This is a genomic window from Micromonospora sp. WMMC264 (assembly GCF_027497275.1).
Classification (GTDB): domain Bacteria; phylum Actinomycetota; class Actinomycetes; order Mycobacteriales; family Micromonosporaceae; genus Micromonospora; species Micromonospora chalcea.
In genome coordinates this window covers 2,382,265-2,407,713 of record NZ_CP114907.1, presented here as the reverse complement: position 1 = coordinate 2,407,713, position 25,449 = coordinate 2,382,265, and the positions used below count along the sequence as shown (strand labels likewise).

Genomic DNA, 25,449 nt, shown 5'->3' with positions numbered 1-25,449 from the left:
CGGCACCCCCAACGCTACCAGCGGGCGTGTTTCCGGCTCATGTCCCGGGGTTGTCGATCACACCGGCGCCGGGGCCGCCGCGCACCGGTCCGCCAGCGCGCGCAGGGTGGCGCCCAGCGGCGCGTCCAGGCGCAGCGTCGCGTAGGTGTCGCCGCGGGTGACGCCCTGGTTGACGATCGCCACCGGGATGCCGTGGCGGGCCGCGCGCAGCACGAACCGCCGCCCCGACATCACCGTCAACGACGACCCCAGCACCAGCAGCGCCCGGGCCCCCTCCACCAGTGCGAAACAGTCGGCCACCCGCCGCGCGGGCACCGTCTCGCCGAAGAACACCACGTCCGGTTTCAGCATGCCGGTGCCGCACAGCGCGCAGTCGACGGTGCGGAACCCGGCCACCGCCTCGTCCGGCAGGTCCACGTCGCCGTCGGGGTTGACGTGCGCCACCCGCGCGTCGAAACCCGGGTTCGCCTCCGACAGGCGCCGGTGCAGCTCCTCGCGGCCGGTGGCGTTGCCGCAGTCCAGGCACGTCACCTCGTCGAGGCGGCCGTGCAGTTCGATCACGCCGGTGGCGCCGGCGGCGGTGTGCAGCCCGTCGACGTTCTGGGTGATGATGCCGCCGAGCAGCCCGGCCGCCTGCAGCCGCGCCACCGCCCGGTGCCCCTCGTTCGGGGCGGCCCGCGCGATCATCTGCCAGCCCAGGTGGCTGCGCGCCCAGTACCGCCGCCGCGCCAGCGGATCCCGGGTGAACTCCTGGTACGTCATCGGGGTGTGCCGGCGGGACGCGCCGCTGGGCCCCCGGTAGTCCGGAATGCCCGACTCGGTGGACAGGCCCGCGCCGCTGAGCACCACCACGTCCCCGGCGGCCACCAGCCGCGCCAACGCCTCGAACGCCTCACTCACCCGTCCATGGTCCCTCGCCGGACCCGCACCTCCCACCCGGACGCCCGGCGGGGCGCGCCCGGCCGGGCTACGTTGATCGCATGCGCGTCGTCATCGCCGGAGGGCACGGAAAAATCGCCAAACTGCTGGAGCGGGAACTGGCCGGCCGCGGAGACACCGCGCTCGGGCTCATCCGCAACCCCGACCACGCCGCAGCGCTACGTGCCGCCGGCGCCGAACCGGTCGTCTGCGACCTGGAACACACCGACGTCGACACCCTCGCCGCCCACCTGGCCGGCGCCGACGCCGTCGTGTTCGCCGCCGGCGCCGGACCGGGCAGCGGCGCCGCCCGCAAGGACACCGTCGACCGTGGCGCCGCAGTGCTGCTCGCCGACGCCGCCGCACAAGCCGGCGTACGCCGCTACCTGCTGGTCTCCTCCATGGGCGTGGACGACGCACCCGCCGACGGCACCGACGACGTGTGGGCGGCGTACCTGCGGGCCAAGAAAGCCGCCGAGGACGACGTCACCGGCCGGGACCTCGACGTGACGGTGCTGCGGCCCGGCCGGCTCACCGACGACGAACCCGAAGGCCGCATCACGCTGGCCCGGCACGTCACCGGCGGCGCGATCAGCCGCGCCGACGTCGCCCGGGTCCTGCTGGCCCTGCTCTACGCCCCCGGCACCGCCGGGCACACCCTCGAACTGGTCAGCGGCGACACCCCCATCGCCGAAGCGATCACCGCCGTCACCACCTGAGCCGTACCGCCCGGCCCGCCGCACCGCAGGCCGGGCGGTACGGTCACCGCTGATGCCGGGGCAACGCCGGCTGCGGCGCGCCGCCACCAGCCGCCGGCAACTCCCGGGAGATCCGCTCCATCGTGCGCGCCAACTGCTCACTACCGTCGTCGAGATGCCGCGCCGCCGCCTGCATGTGGGAGATCATCATCTCGCCGAAGATCCGCAACGCCTCCCGCGTCGCCACCGAGTCGTCGAAGCTGCCCCCGGCGGCGCTGCGGTACTCCGCCACCGCCCGCTCGGCCTCCTGCTTCGCCTCCTCCGCCGCCGCCCGCATGTAACTCTCGTACTGGGTACGGGCGTACTCGGCCACCCGGCGCGCGTAGTCGTGCGCCTGCGCGATGATCTGCTCGGCCTCCCGCTGCGCCGCCGACAGCAGGTTGACCTCCTTCGCCGCCGGCGCCGCCGGCGCCTTCTCCGCGCTCGGGATCACCCCGTGCCGGTGCAGCTCCAGATGGTCGTTGAGGCGCTCGTTCTCCGCCCGCAGATCCCCCACCTGCGCCGCCAGCAGATCCAGCTCGTCGGCCACCTGCAACCGGAACCGGTCCACGTCCGCCGGGTCGTACCCGCGCCGGGTGAACGCCGCCGACCCGAACTCCCACCGACGCACCCGGTCCGCGGTCAGCCGCACCTGCACCGGACCCGACACGTGCTGCGAGTCATAGCTGCTGATCGGGCTCGCGCTCACCGGATCACCTCTGTTCGCGACTGCGGGGCTCGCAACCCCGGCTCACTCCTCGCGCTCACCGGATCACCTCTGCTCCCTCGGAACCGGCCACCGTCCGCCAGGACGGGCCGTACCAGTGCTTGCCGAAACCCTCGTGGTGCAGCTGGCCCGGCTGGTAACCCGCCGCGGTCAGCGCCGCCACCGAATCAGCGACCATCTCGTCGGACCCGCACACATACACGTGCCTCGACCGCCAGTCCCCGTCGGCCAGCACCCGGTCGGCCAGCCGCACCATCTCCCCCGGCCGCTGCGGATCCGATCCGGCCACGTACGACACCCGCAACCACGGATGCGTCGCCGCCAACTTGTCGATCGCCTCACTGTCGTAGAACTCCGTACGCGAACGGGCCCCCACATACAGGTCGACCCGCCGCCCGGAACCCTCCGCCGCCACCTGCTCCACCAGCGCCTTCACCGGCGCCCAGCCGGTCCCGGCGGCCAACAGCAGCAGATCCGACGACCCGGCCTGCCACAACGTCAACCGCTCCCCCACCGGCGACGCCAGATGGATCTGATCACCCGCCGCGCACCCGTACACCAGACGCGACGACACCACGCCACCCGGCGCGGCCCGCACGTGCAACTCCACCGTGCCGTCCGAACGCGGCGCGTTCGCCGGCGAGTAGTACCGCCACGACCGCACCGCCGGATGCGACACCCCGATCGACTGCCCCGGCCTGAACGGCAGCAGATACTGCGGGCGCACCGTCAGCACCGCCACGTCGAACGTGCGCTGCTCGTGCGACAGCACCTCCGCCACCCACCACGGCGGCGACTGCGACTCCGCCGCCTGCGCCCCGTCGGTCATCACCTGCGCCACCAGGCCGTACGCCGCGGTCCAGTCGGCCGCCAGCTCGTCGGTCCACGCCTCACCGCAGAAATGCCGCAACGTCGCCAGCAGCGCCTCACCGACCGCCGGATAGTGCTCCGCGCGCACCGCGAACTTCCGGTGATCCGCGCCCAGGTCCCGCAGGAACCCGACCAGCTGATCCACCTGGTCCACGTGGGACACCACATGCCCCAGGGCCGCCACCAGACGATCCCGCTGCCCGGCCATGTTCGTCGGGAACATCTGCCGGGTCTCCGGATGCGCCAGGAACAGCGTCGAATAGAAGTAGAGCGGCACCTGGTCGCCGTGCGCGGCGACCAGGGACCAGCTCTGCTTCAGCCGTGCCGCGTCCACGCTCAGGCATCCCCCGCCGACACGACCTGATCGCGGACCTGCCCGAGCACGACCTGCACGTCGGCGATCACGTCGGCCGGCACGCCCAGCTCCACCAGCGTCGCCGTCAGGTGCTCACCGACCTTCGCGTAGTGCTCACCCGGAATGTTCAACGGCTGGTGCGCCTCGGCCAGCCCACGGCCGGCGTACTCGTTCGGCCCACCGAGCACCACCGCCAGCATGAGCGCCAGGTGCCGCCGCTGCTCCACCATGTCCACCCCGGTGAAGTAGCCCGCGAGATCCGCATCGGCCAGCACCTTGTCGTAGAACAACTCCACAGCGGCCTTCACCGCCGCCGCGCCGCCGATGCGCTCGTAATGGGAGATCGGGGTGGTCTCGCTCGTCACCGTCATGCTCGGTCCTTCCACCAGGGGTCCGCGGGCAGCGCCGCGTCAGGGGCTCACCGTCCGGCGCGCGAAGTCACACAGCGTTCCACCGTGACGTCGACACGCCGACGATCGGAACGGACGATAGCGCGCCCCCCACCACGCTTCACGCCGCCCCTGTCCCGATCCCGAGAACCGTCAACTACGGACAGTCAACAACAGCCGCGAATTCGATGAACACACCGCAGTCAGCCGAGCACCCCCGGTCAACCCACAACGCGTACCGTCCCTTTCGGACATTGCGCACCGACCAGCCGCGACCTGCGGATACACCGACCGGGCCGCGCCCGACCACCGGACCGGGCCCGCCCGGCCCGCGCACAGCACACCCCGTCACCAAAACACGAATCGCGCCGCACCCTTTTCGGGCGCGGCGCGATCCCGTCAACGAGACGCGACGCAGGTCACCCGGCCCGGCGCCGCGCCCGACGCGCCGCTAGCTCGTCACCCACCGCGTCCGCCTCCGGCTCCACCGCCGGAGCAGCCGGCTCCTGCCCACCCACCGGCTCCGCCGGCAGATGCGACAACGAACCCTGGATCTCCTTGAACGCCCCACCGATCGCGATGCCGAACACGCCCTGGCCGCCCTGCAACAGGTCGACCACCTCCTCCGGCGACCGGCACTCATACACAGTCGTCCCGTCGGAAATCAACGTGATGCCCGCCAGATCATCCACCCCACGCGACCGCAACGCCTCGATCGCCTTCCGAATGTTCTGCAACGACACCCCGGCGTCCAGCAGCCGCTTCACGACCTTCAACACCACCAGGTCGCGGAACGAGTACAACCTCGACGTCCCCGAACCCGAAGCATCACGCACACTCGGCACCACAAGCGCCGTACGCGCCCAGTAGTCCAACTGCCGGTAACTGATGCCCACCGCCGAACACGCGGTCACACCCCGGTAGCCGACCTCACCGTCACCGACCGACTCAGGCCCCACACCCGCCTGCTGCTCCGCACCCGGACCAGGATCCCGCGGCTCGTGCATCCGGACCAACCTCCCCGCGTCCGTGGCGGTGCCGCGCCGACTCCCCGTCACGCGCACCCCTCGACACGGCAACCCTATCGCCGCCGCCCGCACTTCACCCGCAGGAGACACCGCGACACGCCGCGCGACCGCCCGGCACCAACGACACACGGCGGCCAGCCATCACCCACAGTGACAACCACCGCCGCGCCGACCCCGGCCACCCGGCCGGGCACACCTCAACCCGCGAAGTCCTCCGGACGCACCTGATCCAGGAACTCCCGGAACTTCTCCACCTCGTCCTCCTGCTCGTCCGGAATCACGATCCCCGCCTCGCCGAGGACCTGCTCCGCACAACGAATCGGAGCGCCGACCCGCAACGCCAACGCGATCGAGTCACTCGGCCGCGCCGACACCCGCACCCCGTCACCCAGCAGCAGATCCGCGTAAAAAACGTTGTCCTTCAACTCGGTGATCTCCACCGCCCGCAACGGCGCCTGCAACGCCGCCAGCACATCCCGCAGAAGATCATGCGTCAACGGCCGGGCCGGCTTGACCCCCTGCTGCTCGTAAGCGATCGCCGTCGCCTCGACCGCGCCGATCCAGATCGGCAGATAGCGGTCCCCCTCGACCTCCCGCAGCAGGACGATCGGCTGGTTGCTCGGCAACTCCACCCGAACTCCGACCACGCTCAGCTCGCGCACCGCCGCCTCCGTGTCGTCGTCACCTTGCACCGCGCCCCTCCCTGCACGGTACACGGACCAGGACACAGGAGTCCCACACGCTACGTGCACCACGCCTCGCCGGAAGGGCTTACCCCGGCAAGCCTACGACACGCTCCCCCGACCAGATCTTTCCGCGCCACCCCACGACGAAGGGCCGGGCGTCCACGACACCCGGCCCTTCGTCGACAACCTCACCGGCCCAACGTCGACCGCAGCCCCACCCGCACCAACGCCGCGTGCAACCGCTGCGACAACGCCACCAGCTCCCGCGCCGTCTCCGCCGCACGAGCCCGCGCCGCCGGATCACTCTGCCGCGCCAACGGCGCCACAAGCTGCGCGAACAAACCAACCTCACGATCCGCCGCCGACCGGTACGCCCGCAGATGCCGAGGCTCCAACCCGTACGCCGCCAGACCCGCCACCGCACTCGCGATGATCAAAGCATCCGCGTCGTACCACCCCGGCGGATCCGACACCAGCACACCGAGCCGCTCCAACTCCGCAAGCGTCGACTCGTCCACGCCGCTACGCGAGATCAGCCCCGCCCGGTCCAGCCGCACCTCCGACGACTCGACCGAATCCACCGGCTCCCGGCCCGGCACCTCACCACCCGGACCCACAGCCACCAGATTCGGCCGCCCCCGCCCCGGCGACGGACCAGAACCGTCCCACTCGGCCAACTGCTCCCGGATCACCCGCAACGGCAGATACTGATCCCGCTGCGCGGTCAACACGAACCGCAGCCGCGCCACATCGTCCCAGCCGTACTTGCGATAACCCGCCGGCGTCCGCTGCGGCTCCACCAGGCCCTCGGCCTCCAGGAACCGCAACTTCGAGATCGTGACGTCCGGAAACTCCGGCCGCAACTGAGCCAGCACCTCGCCGATACTCATCAGCGCAGGCGCCCGCCCAGCCCCGGACGGCGTCGAAGCCGCAGGCTCGTTCACCCCCGGCCGGCCTCACCCTCCGGGCGCGGACCGGCGATGAACACCACCCGGAACTTACCGATCTGCACCTCGTCACCGTTGCTCAACGTCGCCGCCTCGACCCGCTCACGATTCACGTACGTGCCGTTCAGGCTGCCCACATCCCGCACCGTGAACGTCCCACCGTCCCGGTGGAACTCCGCGTGCCGACGCGACACCGTCACGTCGTCCAGGAAGATGTCACTGTCCGGGTGCCGCCCACTCGTCGTCACGTCGTGGTCCAACAGGAACCGGGCGCCCGCGTTCGGACCCCGGCGAACCACCAGCAACGCCATACCCGGCGGCAAAGAACCGGACATCCGGCTCGGCACCACATCGGTGTCCGGCCCCTCCAGCACTTCGTCGAGCGAACCGAGATTGAGCGTCGAAGTGACGTCGAGCGGGGGGAACTCGTCGTCTGGGCGCGTCATGGGACCACCTCACGGATCTGTTCGGTCGGCGTCAGGAAATGGCGGGTCTGGCCGCCGGGCAACACCACACCCGGCGGCTGGCTCCCCGTGCCCGGGAAGGCGCATTCCGCAACGCTCAAACTATTGGTTCTCGGTCGACTGGGCGAGCCTAGCCAGCGCCGAAATGCAGGGCAACCGGACGCGCGGAACCACGCCGCCGCCCGGAACAGCACGAACTCAGCTCTCGGTGAGCTCGCGGTACGCATCAGCGGTCAACAACCCCTCGACCGCCGCCGGATCATCCGGAGTGATCTCCACCAACCACCCCGCACCGTACGGATCCGTGTTGATCACCTCAGGGGTGTCGGCAAGCGCCTCGTTGCGCGCCGCCACCGTGCCGCTCAACGGCGCGTAGATCTCCGACACGCTCTTCGTCGACTCGATCTCGCCCAGCGACTCGCCCGCCGCCACCACCGAACCGGAGTCCGGCAGCTGCACGAACACGATGTCACCCAGAGCGTCCTGCGCGAAGTGCGTGATACCGACGCGGACGACACCACCGTCACCACCGACCACCCACTCGTGCTCGGCGGTGTACCGCAGATCCTCAGGAATCACCAACTGCGTCCTTCGTCATCGGTGCACCGGAAAAACCGGCGCGGCCGCGCCCGGTCAGGAAACCGGCCGCGCGTGGTCCAGCTTGATCGGCGCGTGCAGCTGCGAAACCTCCACAACCTCACGATCCTCGGAGGTCACGTTACCGCCGCCGTCCCGCACCGATGCGACCACCCCGCCAGGAATGTTCAACGCCGTACGCATCGTCGCCGGATCCCCGATCACCATGATCGTAAACGGACCCGTCAACCGCCGCCCGTCCACCACCAGAACACCATCGGCCCCGTCCACGAAATACGTCGACGCGATGATCCGCACCGCCGAACCATCAGCGCCCTGGATCTGCATCGCCTCCGCGCCCGCACCCCGCAGCTCCTGCACCGCGTCCAGGATCCGCGTCGACGACACCGCCTTCGCCGGCCCCGAGAACCGCACCTCCAGCCCCGGACCCACCGCCGGCAACGTACCCGCCAGGATGCCCAGCTCGTCCGCCCGCCGCGTCGCCTCCTCCAGCGCCGCCTGCCGACCCTGCTCACCCGAGCGCAACTGCCGCTGACTCTCCTCCAGGGCGTCGATGTCCTGACGCAGCCGCCGCTCCCGCGAATCCAGATCCGACGAGATCCGCACCAGATCCTCCTCCCGCGTCGCCGCGAGCGTCGGATCCGTCGACGTCGTCTTCAACTGCACCACGAGCGTGAAACCCAGCAACGCCAGCAGCACCGCGATCATCAGACCCGCCGAGGAGAACCGCCGCGACCGCGACGGCCGCGCCACCGCACCCGGCTCCGGCTCGGACTCCGGCACCGCCTCCCGCTCCGCCGGCTCCGACGACTCATCCGGCGCCGGCTCCACCGGCGCCAACGGGCTCAACTCGTCCGGATCGGGCGCGTCCGGGCGCGGATCCGGCTCACCCGCCGGACCCGACGGCCGCTCCGGCTCCACCGGACGCGGCCACCCCGTCCCCGTCTCCCTGTGTTCCTCACTCATCGCCACAAACCTACGCCCGGAACAGGTGCCGACGGATCGCCGCCACATTTCCGAAGATGCGCACCCCGAGCACGACCACCACACCCGTGGACAACTGACCACCCACGCCCAACTGGTCACCCAGGTACACGATCAACCCCGCCACCAGCACGTTCGAGATGAACGACACCACGAACTGCTTGTCGTCGAAGATCCGGTCCAGCTTCGCCCGCACCCCACCGAACACCGCGTCCAACGCGGCCACCACCGCGATCGGCAGATACGGCTGCAACGCCGCCGGCACCGTGGGGTCCAGATACACCCCGAGCACCACACCGGCGAGCAACGCCAGCACCGCGATCATCGGCCACCTCCCGAGGGGCTGGAAGAACCACCCGGGCCGGACGACCCGGGACTCGACGAACCGGCAGCCCCCGAACCCGACGGACGCGGACTCGGACTGACCGAAGGCTCGGCGTAGCGTAGCCGCGGCTGCGGCGCCGCCGGCAAGGTGAGGTCGTCGACCCGCTTCACCCCGAACGACAGCCCCGTCGTCCGCGCCACCTCACGCATGAGCGCCGCCGCCCGGCTCTCGTTGAACCGGTCCCGCATCGACCGCGGCCCGATCGCCTGCACCTCGTACGGGCCCGTCACCGGCCGGTAGTCCACCAGGATCGCCTCACCCGCCGACCGGATCGTCGACGTCGCGGTCAACCGCTGGCCGTTCACCGCCACCGCCTCGGCGCCCGCCGCCCACAACGCATTGGCCACCTTCTGCAGATCCGAGTACAGCACCCGGGACGGGCCCGCGTCCCCGCTGGTCACGCCGTCCTGGTCCGCCGTCGCGTCGGCCAGCCGCACCACCACGCCGTCACCGCGCACCCGAGCCAGACCGGTGCCCGCCTCCAGCGTGCGCAACCGGGACGCCTGCGAACCGCTCAGCGCCGCATCCCGCTGCCGGCCGACCTCCTCGCGCAACTGCTCGGCCCGCTCGGTCAACCGGTCGGTCGCCGCCTCACGCCCCTTGATCTCGGCGATCAGCCCCGCCCGCGCCGTCGCCCGGCTCGGCTCCTCCGCCATCGTCTCCCGGTACGCCACCGCGAACAGGAACCCGATCACCGCCAGGACGAGCAGGCTCACCGGACGGCCCAGCACCTGCCGCACCCGCGACATGCCACCCGCCGCCCGGCGCGCCGCCGCGTCCCCGTACCCCGGGTCCAGCGGATTGCGGAACAGCTCGGTCAGGAAGTCCGGCGCGTACACCCGGCTCGACGGGTCGCGCTCCTTCTCCGCGTCGCCGGACGCCGGCCCGGTCACGCCGCCACCTCCGCGCGCCGCGCCCGCATCTGCCGTACGAGACGGCTCGCCTGCACCACGTACATCGCGCCGGCCACCCAGTAGAGGACCAGACCCCACCAGCCCAGGCCCCAGCCGATCGCGCCGGCCGCGGTGCCGATGTCCGGCACGGCGTCGGCCAGCAGCAGGATCGGGAACGCCGCCAGCAGCAGGAAGGTGGCGGTCTTGCCCACGTAGTGCACCGGCGGCGGGCCGTAGCCGTAGCGGCGCAGCACCCCGAGAGAGACCAGCAGCAGCAACTCGCGGGCCAGCAGCGCCCCGGTGAACTGCCAGGGCACCACCTCCCGCGCGGTGAAGGCCAGCAGCGTGGCCAGGATGTAGAGCCGGTCGGCCAGCGGGTCGAGCAGCTCGCCGAGCCGGCTCACCTGCCCCAGCCGGCGGGCGATCCAGCCGTCCACCCAGTCGCTGGTGCCGCCCACGGCGAGCACCACGATGGCCGCGACGTCGGCGCGGACCACGAGGAACAGGTAGAGGAAGATCGGCACGCCGACGAGCCGGACGAAGCTGATCAGGTTGGGCAGCGTGAGGACGCGGTCTCCCACGACCGTGGCGTCCCCGGAATCCGGGTGCTCCGCTGGAGCCGGCCGACGCGACACCGAACCCTCCCTTCGCAGCACGGTCCGGCAGCCGGACGAGCGGCCGCTGGAGGGACGTGCGCGTTGCCGGCCGGTCAGACGCCGGCGCCCTCTGTGATCCCGGGCTGGGACCTCCCCCGACGCGGCCGGTGATCACCGGCCGCTCAGTTGCGCTGCCACTATATCGGGCTCCCCCGCTTCGGCCGCTGGCCGCGCTGCGCCGTTGCTCAGTGTTGTGAGGGTGGGGACCGTCACAACCGCTATGGCATCCTAGGACACTAGCTGACCATCACGGCCGTTGGTCAGGATCAGCGCCGGGGTGGGACTCAGGCGGTGCGGGCGGTGGAGTCGGAGCCCGCCTGCGGCGCGACCGCCGCGGCGGCCTGACTGAACGCCACGAGCGCCAGCAGCAGCTCGTGCTGCGCACGGTTGGGCATCCGGTCGAGCACCGCCTGGACCGCACGGTGCCGCCGCTGCTGCAGATCGCGCAGCAACGTGTCCGCCGCCGCGGTCGGGATCAGGCGCACCTCTCGCCTGTCACGCGGGTCGGCCACCCGGCGCAGCAGGCCGACGGCCTCCAGGCGGTCACAGAGCCGGCTCGCCGACGACGGGACCACGTCCAGCAGCTCGGCCAGCCGGTTCACGTTGGTGTCCGGATGGGACACGATCAGCGACAGCACCCGCAGCTGCGTCGGCGAGACGCTGACGGTGTGCCGTGAGGTCGCGGAGTCGAGCACACCGATGAGCGCCTCGGCAGCCGACTCGATGGCCGCGGCAAGATTCGGAGGTCGCTCCACCCGCTGTCCCCTGCGATCGTCCCGCTCGTGTTCGCTCCGCCGCCCCGATCACTGCCCCGTGACGTCGTCGGACCGGCCGGAACCGCGCCAGTCCAGGCAGACGACGACCGCGTCGTCACGGAGATCCGCGTCGGCGTGGTACGCATGCAGTTCGCGCATCACCGTACCAACTGCCTCGGTCGCCGGCTGCAGCCGAGTAGCCCGCATCGCGCGCGCCATGGCCCGGACGCCGTACGGCTCCTGCCCGTCGGGCTCCGCCGCGTACACCCCGTCGCTGACCACGAAGAGACGATCGCCCGGCTCCAGAGTGAACTCCTGCACGTCGTACCGGGTCTCGGCGAACATGCCCAACGGCAGTTGCTGCTCCAACGCGATCGGGGTGACCCGCCTCCCCCGCAGCCGCAGCAGTTGCGGGGAACCGGCGTCCACCGCCCGCACCACGCCCCGGCGGCTGTCCAGCTCCAGCAGCAGCGTGGCCACGTGCCGGCCGCCCCGGTGCTGGTAGTAGATGGTGTCCGAGGCCAGCTCCGCCTGCTCGACCAGGCTGCCGCCGGAACGCCGGGCGTTGCGCATGGCGTTCACCGTCATCGCCGTGAGCAGCGACGCGGCCAGCCCGCTGCCGGTGCCGTTGAGCACGGTGAGGGTGAGCCGCTCACAGTCCACCGACCAGTCGAAGTGGTCACCGCCCACCGTGTACGCCGGTTCGAGCTGCCCGGCCAGCAACGCGTCGCCGTGGCGCACGCTGCGCCCCGGCAACAGGTCCCACTGCATCTCCGCAGCCATGCTCAGCCGTTCCCGCCGCCGGGCGCGGCGGTACCTGTCGGTCTCCCGGTCGGCCGCGCGGATGGCCACGGCCAGCTCGCCGGCGGCGTCCCGCGCCGCCTCCACTGTGGCCGCGTCCGGGTCACCGGGCAGCTCGACCATCAGGACGCCGAGCCGCTCCCCCCACACCGACAGCGGCAGGTAGGCCCGGCAGCGGCCGTCGTCGATGATGTCCAGGACCGGCTCCTGGCTGCTGAAGCAGCGTTGCGCCACGGTGTGTGCCGGCAACGGGCCACCGTCGGGCACGTCCGGGTCGAGCACCGGCCAGAGGCCGCTGGCGCGGTAGTCGGCGACGAACACCTCCGCCCGCGCGGCCCCGAGCGTCTGGCGCAGCACCGCGTCCGCGGTCTCCACCAGCTGGTCGGGTGGCGCCGTGCGCAGGGCACGTGACACCGATCCGGACGCCTCCGGCATGCTCATCCTCCGATGACGACTATTGCTACAGAGCAAACATCATACGAAGGACCCCCGACCGCCGAACGGCCCGCCTCGACCGGCGCGGCTCAGTCCGCCGGCCGCAGCGCCAACGCGCCGTAGAACGCGTCCGGCACCGGCTCCGGCTCACCCTCGGGCCGCCACCGGGCCACCGGCACGACGCCCTCGTCGGTGGGACGCCAGCGGCCCAGCAGCGGCGCGAACCGCTCGGGCGCGCGCATCCGGAACGCCGGGCCCATCATGGCCAGCGCCTGCGGATGCCCGGCCAGCTCCTCGCTGTCGAAGTCGATCGCCAGCCGGCTGCCCGGCGCAACCGCCCGGTACAACTCGTCCAGCGTACGGGCGAGCGTGTCGTCGTCCAGGAACGCGGCCAGCCCGAGGAACACCACTCCGACCGGCCGTCTCCCCCACCCCGGCACGAAACGGTGCAGCTGCGCCCGGTCGACGGTGCCGATGTCGGTGGCGTCGCCGTGGCCGTAACCGGCGCGGTCACTGCCGGCGAGCAGGCGCTGGCCGAGCCGGACCGTCTCCGGGTCGACGTCGGTGTAGAGGACCGTCGCCTCCGGTGCGACCTCGTGCACGTTTCCGCAGGTGGGCACGCCCGCACCGAAGACCAGGAAGCCGTCCACGCCGTCGCCGGCCATGACGCGCACGGTCCGGCCCAGGAAACCGCGCAGCGAGCGGAAGATCGCCGCGCAGGGCCCGTACGCCGCCTCGAACGCGGCGGCCGCGGCGACGTCGACCGGACGGTGGTGCCGGCCGCCGAGCCAGTAGTCGATCATGCGGGCGGTGCTCGGTCCGTCCGGCTGATCCATCGACGGGCCTCCCTCCCTGGGCGCTGTCCGCCAGCGTACCGACCGGGCGACCGGCGCGGTATCGCCCCGGGCCGGTCCCGCCGGCCGCGATACTGGCCGCGGGAGCGCCGGCCACGAGGAGGTACCTGGTGAACTCCGCTGACGGTGCGGCCGTGGTGGTCGGGGTGGACGGCTCCGAGCCGGCGACCCGGGCCGTGCTCCTGGCCGCCCGGGAGGCCGCCCGCCGCAACCGGCCGCTGCGAGTGGTCCACGGATTCATCTGGCCGCTGCTGGGCGTACCGGTGGCCGCTCCGGCCGGGGCGCCGCCGCACGCCGGCCTGCGTCACCAGGCCGAGCAACTGGTCGCCGACGCGGTCAACGCGGCCCAGGCGCAGGAGCGCGGGCTGCGCATCACCGGCGAGATCATCGACGGGGAGGCGGCCGCCGTGCTGATCGGCGAGTCCCCCACCGCCGCGCTGATCGTGCTCGGCGACCGGGGTCTCGGCGGGTTCGCCTCGCTGGTGATCGGCTCGGTCGCGCTGCAGGTCACCGCGTACGCCGACTGCCCGGTGCTGGTGGCCCGGGGCGCCGCCCGCGACACCGGCCCGGTGGTGGCCGGGGTGGACGGCTCCGCGCTGTCCCGCGCCGCCGTCGAGTTCGCCGCCGAAACGGCGTCCCACCGCGGCGCCCCGCTGCGTGTGCTGCACGCCCACCCGGGCGGCCGGTCGGCGCAGGCCGACGAGCAGGAGCGGGTCCTGGCCGAGTCGGTCGCCGGCGTCGCCGAGCGCTGGCCGGACGTGCCGATCAACCGGGAGGCGGTGCGGGCCCGCCCGGTCACGGCGCTGACCGAGGCGTCCCGGGACGCCCAACTGGTCGTGGTGGGCCGGCAAGGCCGCGGCGAGCTCAGCGGCTTGCTGCTCGGCTCGGTGAGCCAGGGGATCCTGCACCGCGCCGCGTGCCCGGTCGCTGTCGTCCGCGCCCCGGCCTGAGCGCACGGTTGGCCCCGGCCCGGGCGGGTAGACGGGTTCGTCAGCCGACGGCGACCCGAGGAGGCAGTGATGGCAGGACCCCGTCCGGGCAGCAACGCGTACGACAAGCAACGGGCACGGCTGCGCGACCTCGTCGAGCAGTCCGGGCGCGCCACCGACAAGGAGGCCAACCAGGTCGCCAACCGGATCCTGCAGGACGACCGTGGGCAACGCGGCGTGGTCCGGGGCGAACGGACCTACGGCCCCAAGGGCAACCGGGAACCGGGTGACCCGAAGTGAGAGCGGCATCCGCCGTCGACGGCGCCATCGCGGGCGCCGTCGGCAGCGCCGTGCTCAACGCGGTCTCCTACCTCGACATGGCGCTGCGGGCGCGGCCGGCGAGCAGCACCCCGGAGTCGGTGGCCGGACGGCTGGCCGACGTCACGCACGTCGACCTGGGCCCCGGCGACGAGGCGGCGAACCGCCGTTCCGGTCTGGGGCCACTGCTCGGGTACGCCACAGGCATCGCCGCGGGGGCCGCGTTCGGTCTGCTCGCCGGACACCGGCGGATCCCGTTGCCGCTGGCCACGGTGCTGCTCGGCGGTGGGGTGATGGCCACCTCGGACGGCTCGATGACGGTGCTGGGCGTGACCGACCCGCGTACCTGGCGGCGCGCCGACTGGGTCTCCGACCTGATCCCGCACCTGGCGTACGGGCTGTCGGCCGCAGCCACCTGGCGGCGGCTGCGGCCGGCGTCGGCTCGCGGTTAGCTCTCGTCGTCGGCAACCGGCTCACCGGCCGGGCCGTACGGCGACACCTGACCCTTCGGAACGGGTCGTCCCGCGTCGGCGTTCGACGTGCCCCGGCTCCGCGAACGGCCGCCCGCCTGGGTGGCCGTCTTGCGGCTGTCCTGGCTGGTGGCGCCGAGATCGTTCCGGCGCAGTTCCTCCTGCTGCGGCTTGACCACGGCTCTCTCCTTCCCGGTGGGGCGCACGGCCGTCGGCCGCGCACCAGACAGGCGTACCCGTCGCCGCCCGGCGCATTCCGGATCGGCGCGGGGGTCTGGCCGGGGCCGGGACGGGTAAGCCGGATGGATGCCAGACGATCGCAACGTCGCGCGCGCCCTGCTGGACCGGCAGTCCCGCACGTACGCGGAGGAGGCGGGGATCACCCTCGCCGACCGGCCCGGCCCGCTCTACCAGTTGCTGGTGCTCACCACGCTGCTGAGCACCCGGATCCGGGCGTCGGTGGCGGTGGCCGCCGCCCGGGAGCTGTTCGCCGCCGGTTACCGCACCCCGCAGACGATGGAGGCGGCGAGCTGGCAGGACCGGGTCGACGCGCTGGGCCGGGGCCACTACCGGCGCTACGACGAGCGGACCGCGACCATGCTCGGCACCGGCGCCCGGCTCTGCCTGGACCGCTGGCACGGCGACCTGCGCCGGCTGCACCAGGAAGCCGGCGCCGACCGGGCCGCGCTGCGCCGGTTTCTCACCGAGTTCCCCGGCATCGGCCCCACCGGGGCGGACATCTTCCTGCGCGAGGCGCAGTCGGTGTGGCCGGACGTGCGCCCGTACGCCGACCGGCGCACGCTGGCCGGGGCGAAACGGCTGGGCCTGCCGGCGAGCCCCGGCGACCTGGTCGGGCTGGTCGGCGAGGCCGACTTCGGACGGCTGGCGTCGGCGCTGGTGCGGGTGGCGCTGGGCGAGGAGTCGGCCGGCGAGGTGAGCCGCAGCGCCGCCACTGCCCGTTGAGAGTGCTACTTGGCCGGCCCGGGCTTGGTCAGGTTCCAGGCCAGCAGCGAGGCGAGCAGCGCGAGCAGCACCACACCGCCGGAGACGCCGCCCTCCCCGCCGCTGTCGCGGCTGCCCGAGAAGCCGAAGTAGATCACGGCCAGTCCGGCCAGCACGGTGATGAACGTACGCAGTCCCCTGTCCTTCACGCCCGCACCGTACGACCGGCGGCGCCGCCCGGGGCGGGGATCGGGCGGCCGTCCCCCGTCCGGGTGTCAGTCCGTCTCCAGGTCGTCCAGGGAGATCGCGTGGGTCATCAGCCAGCGGGCCAGCGCGGCCATCCCGAACAGCCACAGCGGCGCCGACTCGGTGGGGCCGTTCGTGGCGTAGATGGCGAACCTCAGGTCCGGTGCGCGGTACGCCTCGATCCGCCACTTGTGGTTCTTGTCCCGCCAGACCGCGGAAGGGTCCATGGCGTCACGGTAGGTGACCGGAGCGGGCGGGCGACGCCTGTTGCGTCAGCCCGGCGGGCGGAGCACCTCGCGGGCGTCGTCGGGCAGCCGCCGGGTGGCGCCGCGCCGGTCCAGCAACTCCAGCAGCGGCACCGCCACCCGGCGGGTGGTGCCGAGCGCCTGCCGGGCGGCGCTGAGCGTGAACGGCTGCGGCAGCCCGGCCAGCACGCGTACCGCGTCGTCCGGGGCGCCGGGGAGCAGCACCACGTTCTCGGCGAGCTTCAGCAGCGCGCCGGCCCGGACGGCGGCGCCGATCTCGCGGGGGCCGAGCCCGAGGTCGGCCAGGTGGTGCGCCTCGGGCGCCTGGAACGGTCGGTCGCCGTACTCGGCCCGGACCCGGTCCACCGCCCGCGCCACCGGATCGGGCAGCGTGTGCTGCCCGGCGGCGGTGACCAGGCCGTCGCGCAGCCGCAGCGGCGGGCCCAGCAGCGCCGTCACCAGCGCGCGGTCGGGCAGGTCGAGCCGGTGCCGCAGCACGTCGACCGGTACGCCCGCGGCGAGCGGATGCTCGGCGGTGTACCGGGTCACCTCCTCGGTGAGGCGGCGGCCCAGGTCCCGCCAGTGCTCCGGGTCGGCCAGCCACTGCCCGGCCACCGGCGTCGCGGTCGGCGGCACGCCCATCCGGGTCAGGTCCCCGGCCCGGATCAGCAGCCGCCGGCGCAGCTCCCCGGCCAGGTCCGGGCGCCCGTCCAGCCCGGCGAGCACGGCCGCGCGGGCCGCTGCCGCGCCCCGGCGGCGCAACGGCGGCGGGTCCACGTCCAGCACCGTGACGCCACCGCAGACGTGGTGCCGGCCGGGGTCACGCAGCAGCGCCCGGTCCCCGATGAGCAGCGGCAGCGGCCGGGCCAGGCGCAGCCGGACCGTGTCCGGGCCCAGCGGCCGGACCCGGGCAGGCACCGCCGCCGAGCCGGCGTGCAGCATGAGCGTGGCCGGCAGGTCGGCGGCCGGGTCGCCGGACAGGCGCACGTCGAGCAGGTCGGTACGCCCGAACCGGCCGGGTGTGAGCAGCGCGTCGCCGCGCCCGACGCGGTCCCGGGGCAGGCCGCGCAGGTTCACCGCGACCCGGGCCACCGCCTCGACGGCGGTGTGCGCGGCGCCGAGGGAGTGCAGTCCGCGTACCCGCACCGCCTCGCCGGTGCCGGCCAGCTCCAGTTCGTCGCCGACGCGCAGCCGGCCGCCGCCGAGCGTGCCGGTGACCACGGTGCCGCTGCCGCGTACCGTGAACGCCCGGTCCACCCAGAGCCGCACCGGCGCGTCAGCGGCCGGGTCGGGCAGCCGGGCGGTCAGGCGGTCCAGGGCGGCGCGCAGCTCGGGCAAGCCGGCGCCGGTGACCGCGGAGACCGGCACCGCCTCCACCTCGCCCAGCGACGTCGCGGCGATCTCCGTGCGGGCCCGCGCCGTCGCCGGTCCGGGGTCGGCGAGGTCCGCGCGGGTCACCGCGAGCAGCCCGTACGACACACCCAGCGCGTCCAGCGCGGCCAGGTGCTCGGCGGACTGCGGCATCCAGCCCTCGTCGGCGGCCACCACGATCAGCGCGGCCGGGACCGGGCCGACACCGGCGAGCATGTTCGGCACGAACCGCTCGTGCCCGGGTACGTCGACGAAGGCGACGGTGCCGCCGGAGGGCAGCGTGGTCCAGGCGAAGCCGAGGTCGATGGTCATGCCCCGGCGGCGTTCCTCCGCCCACCGGTCCGGTTCCATCCCGGTCAGCGCCCGCACCAGCGTCGACTTGCCGTGGTCGACGTGCCCGGCGGTGGCCACCACCCACATGCCGGTCAGTCCTCCACGCTCAGCACGGCCACACGGACCCGGTCGTCGGCGCCCTCCGGCACGGCGCGCAGGTCCAGCAGGAGCCGGCCCTGCAGCACCCGTCCGAGGACCGCCGGGTCGCCGGCGCGCAGCGGCTCGGCGTACCGCTCGGGCAGGCTCAGCGCCCACGAGTCCAGCTCCACGCCGGGCGCCCCGCCGCCGCCGACGACTGCCGCGCTGGGCACCACCTCGGCCTTGCAGCCGTCCTCACCGAGCCGGTCACGCAGCCGCTCCACCCGCTCCCGCAGCCGGACCGGGTCGGCGTGCAGCGCGTCGCGGGTGGGCGTGGTCGGGGCGTACAGGGTGGCGGCGAGCGCGGCGAGGGTGAGCTTGTCGACGCGCAGCGCCCGCGCGAGGGGGTGCCGGCGCAGCCGGTGCACCAGGTCGGCGTCGCCGAGCAGCAGACCGGCCTGCGGGCCGCCGAGCAGCTTGTCGCCGCTGGCGGTGACCAGGTGCGCGCCCGCGCGCAGCGTGGTGGCGGCGTCCGGCTCGTCGGGCAGCAGCGGGTCGGGCGCGAGCAGGCCCGACCCGATGTCGACCACCACCGGTACGCCGAGCGTGGCCAGCTCGGCGACCGGCACCGCCGAGGTGAAGCCGGTGACCACGAAGTTCGACGGGTGCACCTTCAGCACGAACCCGGTGTGCTCGCCGATCGCGGCTTCGTAGTCGGCGCGCGTGGTGCGGTTGGTGGTGCCCACCTCGCGCAGCCGCGCGCCGGTGCTGGCCAGCAGGTCGGGCAGGCGGAACCCGTCGCCGATCTCGACCAGCTCACCGCGGCTGACCACGATCTCCCGGCCGGCGGCGAGCGCGGTCGCGGCCAGCGCCAGCGCGGCGGCGCCGTTGTTCACCACGTGCACCGCCCCGGCGTCGGGCACCGCCGCGGCGAGCGCGTCCAGCGCCTCCCGGCCGCGCCGCGCCCGCCGTCCGGTACGCAGGTCCAGCTCCACGTCGGTGTGCCCGGCGGCGGCCACGAGCGCGTCCACGGCGGACGGGGCGAGCGGGGCACGGCCCAGGTTGGTGTGCAGCACGACGCCGGTGGCGTTGAGCACGGCGCGTGGCGTACGGCCGGGCAGGTCGGCGAGCGCCGCGTCGCGTACCTGATCGGGGGTCAGCTCGCCGCGGCGGGCGCGGTCCTGCGCGCTGACGATCGCGGCCTTGACCCGGTCGCGGCCCAGCGTCACGGCGGCGGCGGCCAGCGCGGGATCGGCGAGCAGCGCGTCGGTGCGCGGCACCCGCCGTCGCGGGTCGACCTCACGCATCGCGCACTCCCGGGAACGGTTTGGCGGAGACGGACGGGAATCGAACCCGCCTGGCCCGGGTCCCGGACCACACCGGTTTTGAAGACCGGGAGGGGCACCAGCCGCCTGAACGCCTCCACGCAGCAGTCAACCACAGCGGACGGGAGGCCGCCCGGGGAGGTGTCAGACCTGGTCGGCGGCCCGCCGGTCGGCGCGTTCGCGCTGCGGCACCACCGTGTACCGCGGATCGCGTGCCGAGGCGACGCCGCCGTGGAAGATCCCGAACCGGGTGCACACCGACGCGGCGATCAGCGCGCCGCCGGACAGCGCGGACAGCACCCGGCTGCGGCGACCGACCAGCGCGCCGACCACACCGGCGGCGGTCAGCGCGCGGCCCGCGCGCAGCAGCTTGCCGGGTGTGCCCTGCGTGTAGGGCTCGCTGAGCAGCCCGAGCCGGTTCTCCACCCGGTGCGAACCCCACAGCTCCATCGCCGCGCCCGCGACCGCGAGGCGCCGCGCCGGACCGGCCTGGGCGCAGGGCGCGGCCACCAGCCCGACACCGGCGCCGCTGGCCAGCGCGCTGCCCGCGAAGATGGCCGGCAGTTCCGGGTACGCCTCGTGCCACGACGGCACCGCCGTGTCCGCCAGCAGCACCCCGGTGTACGTGGCCAGCGCGGGCGCGGTGACGGCGGCGACCACACCGGCGGTGTGCCCGGCCGGGGGCAGCAGCCGGCGGCCGAGCCCCAGCACGCCGCGCTCGGGCAGCAGCGGCGCCGCCTCGGCGATCGCGGCGAGCCCGGCGGCCGGGCCGAACACGCTGAGGATCCAGGTGCCCACCGACATCGGCGAGGTCACCTTCGCCACCCGCAGCATGTGGTGGAACCGGGACGGCCGGCCCAGGTCGTTGACCAGGAAGTACGTGCTCGCGCCCACCGCCGCCAGGGCGGTGACCCGGCCGGCGCGGCGCAGCGCCGGGCGGCCGGTGAGCTGCCCGCCCGCGGCCAGCAGCGACGAGCCGGCCGCGAGACCGCCGGTGAACAGGTACGCGGCGATGTCCCACCGCCACACCGGCGGCTTGAGGACGGGCCGGCCGTAGTAGGAGGTGAACTCGGCCGGCGGCACGTTGAGCTGCTCACCACCACCCTTGCCGCGCCGGCGCGGGGCCGCGTCGCGGGGCGGGTGCGGGGCCAGCCGCGCGTCGCGGGAACCCGCGTCGGTGCGTCCCACGCCAGGACCGGCCGCGGTGGCCCGGCTGCCGTTCTCCCGCTCGGCGGCGCCGCGGTCCTCCGGTCCCGTGGACAGGCGCTCGCGGAAGCGGCGGAACAGGTCACCGACCGGGCGGTCCGGGCTCACGACGATCCTCCGACGAACGCGGCGACGGCAGCCGCCGCCATGGCCAACGCGGCGAACCCGGCCCGCTTCCACATCTTCGGCAGGTCCCGGGTGGTGACCACCGGGTCCGGCGGCAGCCCGTACACCTCCGGCTCGTCGAGCAGCAGGAAGAACGCGCCGTCGCCGCCCACGCCGTCGGTCGGGTCGTGGCCGTACAGCCGCGCCTCCGGCACGCCCCGCTCGTGCAGCGCGGCGACCCGAGTGGCGGCCCGTTCCCGCAGCTCGTCGAGCGGGCCGTACTGGATCGACTCGGTCGGGCACGCCTGCGCGCAGGCGGGCGTCATGCCCGCGCCGATCCGGTCGTAGCACAGCGTGCACTTCCACGCCCGGCCGTCGCCCTTGCGCTGGTCGATCACGCCGTACGGGCAGGCGGAGATGCAGTAGCCGCAGCCGTTGCAGATGTCCTCCTGCACCACCACCGTGCCGAACTCGGTGCGGAACAACGAACCGGTCGGGCACACGTCCAGGCAGGCCGCGTGCGTGCAGTGCTTGCACACGTCGGACATCATCAGCCAGCGGAAGTCGGTGCGGGTCTCCGCGCCGCTGTCCCGCCCGGGCGGCTGCGCGCCGGGCATGCCGAGGAACTCCGGACCGGCCGCCATCCGCGCCGCCGCCTCCGGCCGCCCCGGCGGCAGACCGGGATTCGTGCCGGTGTCGGGGGCCGTGCCCGCGCCGACCGCCGCGGACGCGGGGCTGGTCGCCGGGCCGGTCGGGTCACCGGCGAACGGCGGCGTACGGTGCCCGGCCGGCCGGGGCTGCTCGATGAACGCCACGTGCCGCCACGAGTTCGCGGTCAACGCGCCGGTGTTGTCGTACGACATGCCGAGCAGGTCGAACCCGGAGTCCGGGACGCCGTTCCACTCCTTGCAGGCCACCTCGCACGCCTTGCAGCCGATGCAGACGCTGGTGTCGGTGAAGAAGCCCATCCGGGGCGGCGCTTCGACCCAACCCGCGTCGGGGGCCGGGTCCAGCGGACCGTACAGGCTGTTGGCGTCAGGCATGCGGCTCCCCGTCCTGGTGCGCGGCGGGCGACTGCTCGTCGGTGCTGCCGGCGGCGTCGTCCCCGCCGGCCGCGTCGGTGGTCACCAGCGGGATCTTCCGGTCCGGCGTCATCCCGGCCCGCCGCTGGTAGTCGCCGACCAGGTCCAGCAGCGGCGGACCGGTGGGACGACGGCCGGGCCGGATGTCGCAGGTGCCGACCTTGCTCTCCTGGATGAGCACGTTCGGGTCCAGCGTGATGCCGAACAGGTCGTTCGCCGAGTCGCCGGTGACCAGACCCTCGGTGCCGAAGTGGTACGGCAGCCACACCTGGTGGATGATCCGCCCGTCCACCCGCAGCGGAGTGAGCCGATCGGTGACCAGCACCCGCGCCTCGATCACCGCGCGGCCGCTGATCAGGTGCGCCCAGCCCAGGTGCGCCAGCCCGACCTCGTCGGCCAGTTCCGGGGACACCTCGACGAACATCTCCGGCTGCAGCTCGGCCAGGCGCGGCACGGTACGGCTCATCCCACCGGCGGTGTGGTGCTCGGTGAGGCGGCTGACCGTGAACACGTACGGGAAGACCTGGCTGTGCGGCTCCGGCGGACTCGGGTTCATCCGGTTGATCGGGTGCTCGTAGATCTTGCGGGTCGGGTTGGCCTGCTGACCGTAGAGCGGGTTGCGCATCGGCGACTCGGCCGGCTCGTAGTGCGTCGGCAGCGGGCCGTCCAGGACGCCGCTCGGCGCGTACAGCCACGCCTTGCCGTCGCCCTGCATGACGAACGGGTCGTCACCGGCGAGCGCGGCCGGCCCGGAGGCGCCCTCCGGCGGCCGGTACGACGGCGGCTTCGTCTTCTCGAAGTCCGGCACGTCGTAGCCGGTCCACTCGCCGGCATCCGGGTCCCACCAGACGTACTTCTTGCGCTCGCTCCACGGCCGGCCCTCGGGGTCGGCGGAGGCGCGGTTGTAGAGCGTGCGGCGGTTCGCCGGCCACGCCCAGCCCCACTCGGCGGCCACCCAGTCCTGCTCGTGGCGGGACCGGCGGCGGGCCGCCTGGTTCACCCCGTCGGCGTAGACGCCGGAGTAGATCCAGCAGCCGATCGCCGTCGAGCCGTCGTCGCGGGCCTCGCCGAACGCGTTCAGCGGGCGGCCGGTCGCCACCTCGTACCCGTTGATCTCCTTGAGCACCGCCTCGGCGCTCGGCTCCGCGTGCGGACCGTGCGTGGGGTAGTCCCAGGCCAGGTCCAGCAGCGCCCGGTCGCGGCGCTCGGTGGAGCCGGCCAGCTTCTCCCGCAGCACGCGGCCGAGGTGGTAGAAGAACCACAGCTCGGAGCGGGCGTCGCCCGGCGGGTCGACGGCCTTCTCCCGCCACTGCAGCAGCCGCTGCGTCTGGGTGAACGTGCCCTCCTTCTCCACGTGCGAGGCCGCCGGCAGGAAGAACACCTCGGTACGGCACTCCTCCGGCACGATCTCACCGGTGGCGACCTCCGGGCCGTTCTTCCAGAACGTGGCGCTCTCGATCATGAACAGGTCGCGGACCACGAGCCAGTCGAGGTTGGCCATGCCGAGGCGCTGGGCACGGCCGTGCGCCGAGCCGACCGCCGGGTTCTGGCCGAGCAGGAAATAGCCCTTCACCTTGCCGTCGATCATGTTCAGGACCTGCTGGTACGTGCCGTGGTCGCCGGTCATCCGGGGCATGTAGCCGTAGCAGAAGTCGTTCTCCGGCGTCGCCGCGTCACCCCAGTACGCCTTGAGCAGGCTCGCCGCGAACGCCCGCGAGTTGCCCCAGAAGCCCTTCTGCCCCGGGTGCCGGATGCTGTCCACCCACCTGTCGAACGTCGGGTGGTCGGCGTGGTGCGGCATCGGCAGGTAGCCGGGCAGCAGGTTGAACAGCGTCGGGATGTCGGTGGAGCCCTGGATGCTGGCGTGACCGCGCAGCGCCAGGATGCCACCGCCCGGACGGCCCATATTGCCCAGCAGCGTCTGGATGATCGAGCCGGTGCGGATGTACTGCACGCCCACGCTGTGCTGCGTCCAGCCGACCGAGTAGACGAGCGCGCCGGTGCGCTCCCGCCCCGAGTTCTCCGTCCAGGCACGCGCCAGCTCGAGGAATTTCTCCTCCGGGATGCCGCACACGCGGGCCACCATCTCCGGCGTGTAGCGGGAGAAGTGCCGCTTCAGGATCTGGTAAACGCAGCGCGGATGCTGCAACGTCTCGTCCCGCGGGGCCTGCGCCGGCACCGGCTCGCCGTGCGACTCGTGCTCCAGCCCGGAAGCCGAGTCACGCTCCTTGCCGGTACCCCGGATCTTGGCGTTGTCCTCCTGGCCCTCGTACTGCCAGCTGGCGTGGTCGTAGGAGCCGGTGTCCGGGTTGTAGCCGGAGAACAGGCCGTCCAGGTCCTCGGTGTCGGCGAACCGCTCGCTGACGATGTTGGCCGCGTTGGTGTACGCCAGCACGTACTCCCGGAAGTCCAGCTCGTTGTCCAGGATGTAGCGCACCACGCCGCCGAGCAGCGCGATGTCCGTGCCCGCCCGGATCGGCAGGTACGTGTCGGCGAGCGCGCTGGTGCGCGTGAACCGCGGGTCGACGTGGAAGACCTTCGCGCCGCGCTTCTTCGCCTCCATCACCCACTGGAAACCCACCGGGTGGGCCTCGGCCATGTTCGAGCCCTGGATGATGATGACGTCAGCGTTGGCGAGATCCTGCTGGAAGTCCGTGGCGCCGCCGCGACCGAAGCTGGTCCCCAGACCGGGGACGGTGGCGGAGTGTCAAATACGGGCCTGGTTCTCGATCTGGAGTGCCCCCATCGCGGTGAACAGCTTCTTGATGAGGTAGTTCTCCTCGTTGTCCAGCGTCGCGCCGCCGAGGCTGGAGATGCCGAGCGTCCGGTTCAGCGGACGACCCTCGTCGTCGACGTCCTCCCAGGTCTCCGCGCGGGCGGCGAGGATCCGGTCGGCGATCATGTCGAGCGCGACGTCGAGGTCCAGGTCTTCCCACTCGGTCGCGTACGGCCGGCGGTAGCGGACCTTCGTCTGGCGCAGCGGGCTGGTCACCAGGCTCTTGCTGGCCGAGCCCTTCGGGCAGAGCCGGCCGCGCGAGATCGGGCTGTCCGGGTCGCCCTCGATCTGGGTGACCTTGCCGTCGGAGTGGAAGACGCGCTGCCCGCAGCCGACCGCGCAGTACGGGCAGACCGAGCGGGCCATGCCGTCGGCGGTCTCGGTGCGGGCGGTCAGCGCGGCGGAGCGCGCCGACTGGGCGGCGGCGCCGCGACCGAGCGGATCGGTGCCGGTGAGTTGCCGGTAGACCGGCCACCCCTGGATGAAGGTCTTCAGACCCACCCGGGCACCCCCTCCGCGTCGAGAACGGCTCTCACCTCTTC

29 protein-coding genes and 1 tRNA gene are annotated in these 25,449 nt (G+C 73.3%); 5 read left to right on the top strand and 25 right to left on the bottom strand.

Features of this window, described 5'->3' with window-relative positions; all coding sequences use genetic code 11:
* Window positions 1-57: 57 nt before the first annotated feature.
* Window positions 58-900 carry an NAD-dependent protein deacetylase gene (locus O7542_RS10125; protein ID WP_281606087.1) on the bottom strand — a complete coding sequence of 281 codons (843 nt, stop codon included), beginning with the start codon at window positions 898-900 and terminating at the stop codon, window positions 58-60.
* 80 nt (window positions 901-980) lie between these two features.
* On the opposite strand from O7542_RS10125, the gene O7542_RS10120 reads away from it, so the two are divergent.
* Window positions 981-1,637 (top strand): NAD(P)H-binding protein, encoded by a 657-nt coding sequence (locus tag O7542_RS10120; RefSeq protein ID WP_281606086.1) that lies wholly within the window; start codon window positions 981-983, stop codon window positions 1,635-1,637.
* A gap of 43 nt (window positions 1,638-1,680) precedes the next feature.
* On the opposite strand, the gene O7542_RS10115 is transcribed toward O7542_RS10120, so the two are convergent.
* From O7542_RS10115 to O7542_RS10045, 15 genes are all read right to left on the bottom strand, one after another.
* The gene (locus O7542_RS10115) at window positions 1,681-2,364 is read right to left on the bottom strand and encodes a DivIVA domain-containing protein (protein WP_064445943.1); all 684 of its coding nucleotides are present in this window, start codon (window positions 2,362-2,364) and stop codon (window positions 1,681-1,683) included.
* A 55-nt stretch (window positions 2,365-2,419) separates the two neighbouring features.
* Window positions 2,420-3,586 carry a globin domain-containing protein gene (locus O7542_RS10110; RefSeq protein WP_166457425.1) on the bottom strand — a complete coding sequence of 389 codons (1,167 nt, stop codon included), beginning with the start codon at window positions 3,584-3,586 and terminating at the stop codon, window positions 2,420-2,422.
* Between the two features lie 2 nt (window positions 3,587-3,588).
* On the bottom strand, window positions 3,589-3,978 hold the full coding sequence (locus O7542_RS10105) for a group 1 truncated hemoglobin (RefSeq protein ID WP_069089632.1): 390 nt from the start codon (window positions 3,976-3,978) through the stop codon (window positions 3,589-3,591).
* 437 nt (window positions 3,979-4,415) lie between these two features.
* Complete coding sequence (locus tag O7542_RS10100; RefSeq protein WP_064446489.1) at window positions 4,416-5,003, bottom strand: MerR family transcriptional regulator; 588 nt, start codon at window positions 5,001-5,003, stop codon at window positions 4,416-4,418.
* 218 nt (window positions 5,004-5,221) lie between these two features.
* Window positions 5,222-5,686 (bottom strand): bifunctional nuclease family protein, encoded by a 465-nt coding sequence (locus tag O7542_RS10095; RefSeq protein WP_043330120.1) that lies wholly within the window; start codon window positions 5,684-5,686, stop codon window positions 5,222-5,224.
* A gap of 212 nt (window positions 5,687-5,898) precedes the next feature.
* Entirely contained in the window at window positions 5,899-6,600 is a 702-nt protein-coding gene (locus tag O7542_RS10090; protein WP_176722889.1) for a MerR family transcriptional regulator, read from the bottom strand.
* 50 nt (window positions 6,601-6,650) lie between these two features.
* The gene (locus O7542_RS10085) at window positions 6,651-7,103 is read right to left on the bottom strand and encodes an FHA domain-containing protein (RefSeq protein WP_030503922.1); all 453 of its coding nucleotides are present in this window, start codon (window positions 7,101-7,103) and stop codon (window positions 6,651-6,653) included.
* 216 nt (window positions 7,104-7,319) lie between these two features.
* Window positions 7,320-7,700, bottom strand: a complete 381-nt coding sequence (gcvH, locus tag O7542_RS10080) for a glycine cleavage system protein GcvH (protein ID WP_043330119.1) — start codon at window positions 7,698-7,700, stop codon at window positions 7,320-7,322.
* Window positions 7,701-7,754: 54 nt separating this feature from the next.
* On the bottom strand, window positions 7,755-8,684 hold the full coding sequence (locus O7542_RS10075; protein WP_043323991.1) for a DUF881 domain-containing protein: 930 nt from the start codon (window positions 8,682-8,684) through the stop codon (window positions 7,755-7,757).
* Window positions 8,685-8,694: 10 nt separating this feature from the next.
* Window positions 8,695-9,027: a small basic family protein gene (locus O7542_RS10070; RefSeq protein ID WP_007071104.1), complete on the bottom strand. Its 333-nt coding sequence runs from the start codon at window positions 9,025-9,027 to the stop codon at window positions 8,695-8,697.
* Window positions 9,024-9,980, bottom strand: coding sequence for a DUF881 domain-containing protein (locus O7542_RS10065; protein ID WP_043323986.1), 957 nt, complete (start codon window positions 9,978-9,980; stop codon window positions 9,024-9,026). The genes O7542_RS10070 and O7542_RS10065 overlap by 4 nt, the downstream gene beginning before the upstream one ends.
* On the bottom strand, window positions 9,977-10,561 hold the full coding sequence (locus O7542_RS10060; RefSeq protein WP_176722888.1) for a CDP-alcohol phosphatidyltransferase family protein: 585 nt from the start codon (window positions 10,559-10,561) through the stop codon (window positions 9,977-9,979). Before O7542_RS10060 ends, O7542_RS10065 begins: the two co-directional genes overlap by 4 nt.
* 359 nt (window positions 10,562-10,920) lie before the next feature.
* Entirely contained in the window at window positions 10,921-11,391 is a 471-nt protein-coding gene (locus O7542_RS10055; protein WP_043323983.1) for a MarR family transcriptional regulator, read from the bottom strand.
* Window positions 11,392-11,439: 48 nt separating this feature from the next.
* Entirely contained in the window at window positions 11,440-12,627 is a 1,188-nt protein-coding gene (locus O7542_RS10050) for a GAF domain-containing SpoIIE family protein phosphatase (RefSeq protein ID WP_043323981.1), read from the bottom strand.
* Window positions 12,628-12,716: 89 nt separating this feature from the next.
* A complete protein-coding gene (locus O7542_RS10045; protein WP_281606085.1) occupies window positions 12,717-13,463 on the bottom strand; it encodes an SAM-dependent methyltransferase in 747 nt (248 codons plus the stop codon).
* 128 nt (window positions 13,464-13,591) lie between these two features.
* On the opposite strand from O7542_RS10045, the gene O7542_RS10040 reads away from it, so the two are divergent.
* The 3 genes from O7542_RS10040 to O7542_RS10030 all read left to right on the top strand — a co-directional run bounded on the left by O7542_RS10040 (window position 13,592) and on the right by O7542_RS10030 (window position 15,180).
* Entirely contained in the window at window positions 13,592-14,431 is an 840-nt protein-coding gene (locus O7542_RS10040; RefSeq protein WP_187693231.1) for a universal stress protein, read from the top strand.
* 69 nt (window positions 14,432-14,500) lie between these two features.
* Window positions 14,501-14,710, top strand: coding sequence for a hypothetical protein (locus O7542_RS10035; RefSeq protein WP_030503913.1), 210 nt, complete (start codon window positions 14,501-14,503; stop codon window positions 14,708-14,710).
* A complete protein-coding gene (locus tag O7542_RS10030; protein ID WP_113974167.1) occupies window positions 14,707-15,180 on the top strand; it encodes a hypothetical protein in 474 nt (157 codons plus the stop codon). Before O7542_RS10035 ends, O7542_RS10030 begins: the two co-directional genes overlap by 4 nt.
* Here the strand turns inward: O7542_RS10030 and O7542_RS10025 are convergent.
* Window positions 15,177-15,377, bottom strand: a complete 201-nt coding sequence (locus tag O7542_RS10025; protein ID WP_043323973.1) for a hypothetical protein — start codon at window positions 15,375-15,377, stop codon at window positions 15,177-15,179. The genes O7542_RS10030 and O7542_RS10025 overlap by 4 nt on opposite strands.
* Before the next feature lie 127 nt (window positions 15,378-15,504).
* Here O7542_RS10025 and O7542_RS10020 point away from each other — a divergent pair, with 127 nt between their 5' ends.
* The gene (locus O7542_RS10020) at window positions 15,505-16,161 is read left to right on the top strand and encodes a hypothetical protein (RefSeq protein ID WP_043323971.1); all 657 of its coding nucleotides are present in this window, start codon (window positions 15,505-15,507) and stop codon (window positions 16,159-16,161) included.
* Between the two features lie 5 nt (window positions 16,162-16,166).
* Here O7542_RS10020 and O7542_RS10015 read toward each other — a convergent pair whose 3' ends face one another.
* From O7542_RS10015 to fdh, 8 genes are all read right to left on the bottom strand, one after another.
* Entirely contained in the window at window positions 16,167-16,349 is a 183-nt protein-coding gene (locus O7542_RS10015; RefSeq protein ID WP_064445937.1) for a hypothetical protein, read from the bottom strand.
* Window positions 16,350-16,415: 66 nt separating this feature from the next.
* On the bottom strand, window positions 16,416-16,613 hold the full coding sequence (locus O7542_RS10010; protein WP_030503909.1) for a hypothetical protein: 198 nt from the start codon (window positions 16,611-16,613) through the stop codon (window positions 16,416-16,418).
* Between the two features lie 45 nt (window positions 16,614-16,658).
* Window positions 16,659-18,422: a selenocysteine-specific translation elongation factor gene (gene selB / locus O7542_RS10005; RefSeq protein ID WP_281606084.1), complete on the bottom strand. Its 1,764-nt coding sequence runs from the start codon at window positions 18,420-18,422 to the stop codon at window positions 16,659-16,661.
* Window positions 18,423-18,427: 5 nt separating this feature from the next.
* The gene (gene selA, locus O7542_RS10000) at window positions 18,428-19,720 is read right to left on the bottom strand and encodes an L-seryl-tRNA(Sec) selenium transferase (RefSeq protein WP_104115415.1); all 1,293 of its coding nucleotides are present in this window, start codon (window positions 19,718-19,720) and stop codon (window positions 18,428-18,430) included.
* A 21-nt stretch (window positions 19,721-19,741) separates the two neighbouring features.
* A tRNA-Sec gene (locus O7542_RS09995) sits at window positions 19,742-19,837 on the bottom strand.
* Window positions 19,838-19,882: 45 nt separating this feature from the next.
* Complete coding sequence (gene nrfD, locus O7542_RS09990) at window positions 19,883-21,052, bottom strand: NrfD/PsrC family molybdoenzyme membrane anchor subunit (RefSeq protein ID WP_064445934.1); 1,170 nt, start codon at window positions 21,050-21,052, stop codon at window positions 19,883-19,885.
* Complete coding sequence (locus tag O7542_RS09985; protein ID WP_043323965.1) at window positions 21,049-22,092, bottom strand: 4Fe-4S dicluster domain-containing protein; 1,044 nt, start codon at window positions 22,090-22,092, stop codon at window positions 21,049-21,051. The genes nrfD and O7542_RS09985 overlap by 4 nt, the downstream gene beginning before the upstream one ends.
* The gene (fdh, locus tag O7542_RS09980; RefSeq protein WP_281606083.1) at window positions 22,085-25,408 is read right to left on the bottom strand and encodes a formate dehydrogenase; all 3,324 of its coding nucleotides are present in this window, start codon (window positions 25,406-25,408) and stop codon (window positions 22,085-22,087) included. The genes O7542_RS09985 and fdh overlap by 8 nt, the downstream gene beginning before the upstream one ends.
* Window positions 25,409-25,449 lie beyond the last annotated feature (41 nt).

Coding starts and splice junctions, on each gene's coding strand:
- O7542_RS10120 (WP_281606086.1), top strand. CDS start 981: ATGCGCGTCGTCATCGCCGGAGGGCACGGAAAAATCGCCAAACTGCTG.
- O7542_RS10105 (WP_069089632.1), bottom strand. CDS start 3,978: ATGACGGTGACGAGCGAGACCACCCCGATCTCCCATTACGAGCGCATC.
- O7542_RS10100 (WP_064446489.1), bottom strand. CDS start 5,003: ATGCACGAGCCGCGGGATCCTGGTCCGGGTGCGGAGCAGCAGGCGGGT.
- O7542_RS10090 (WP_176722889.1), bottom strand. CDS start 6,600: ATGAGTATCGGCGAGGTGCTGGCTCAGTTGCGGCCGGAGTTTCCGGAC.
- O7542_RS10085 (WP_030503922.1), bottom strand. CDS start 7,103: ATGACGCGCCCAGACGACGAGTTCCCCCCGCTCGACGTCACTTCGACG.
- O7542_RS10075 (WP_043323991.1), bottom strand. CDS start 8,684: ATGAGTGAGGAACACAGGGAGACGGGGACGGGGTGGCCGCGTCCGGTG.
- O7542_RS10070 (WP_007071104.1), bottom strand. CDS start 9,027: ATGATCGCGGTGCTGGCGTTGCTCGCCGGTGTGGTGCTCGGGGTGTAT.
- O7542_RS10050 (WP_043323981.1), bottom strand. CDS start 12,627: ATGCCGGAGGCGTCCGGATCGGTGTCACGTGCCCTGCGCACGGCGCCA.
- O7542_RS10045 (WP_281606085.1), bottom strand. CDS start 13,463: ATGGATCAGCCGGACGGACCGAGCACCGCCCGCATGATCGACTACTGG.
- O7542_RS10035 (WP_030503913.1), top strand. CDS start 14,501: ATGGCAGGACCCCGTCCGGGCAGCAACGCGTACGACAAGCAACGGGCA.
- O7542_RS10020 (WP_043323971.1), top strand. CDS start 15,505: ATGCCAGACGATCGCAACGTCGCGCGCGCCCTGCTGGACCGGCAGTCC.
- O7542_RS10010 (WP_030503909.1), bottom strand. CDS start 16,613: ATGGACCCTTCCGCGGTCTGGCGGGACAAGAACCACAAGTGGCGGATC.
- selB (WP_281606084.1), bottom strand. CDS start 18,422: ATGTGGGTGGTGGCCACCGCCGGGCACGTCGACCACGGCAAGTCGACG.
- selA (WP_104115415.1), bottom strand. CDS start 19,720: ATGCGTGAGGTCGACCCGCGACGGCGGGTGCCGCGCACCGACGCGCTG.
- O7542_RS09985 (WP_043323965.1), bottom strand. CDS start 22,092: ATGCCTGACGCCAACAGCCTGTACGGTCCGCTGGACCCGGCCCCCGAC.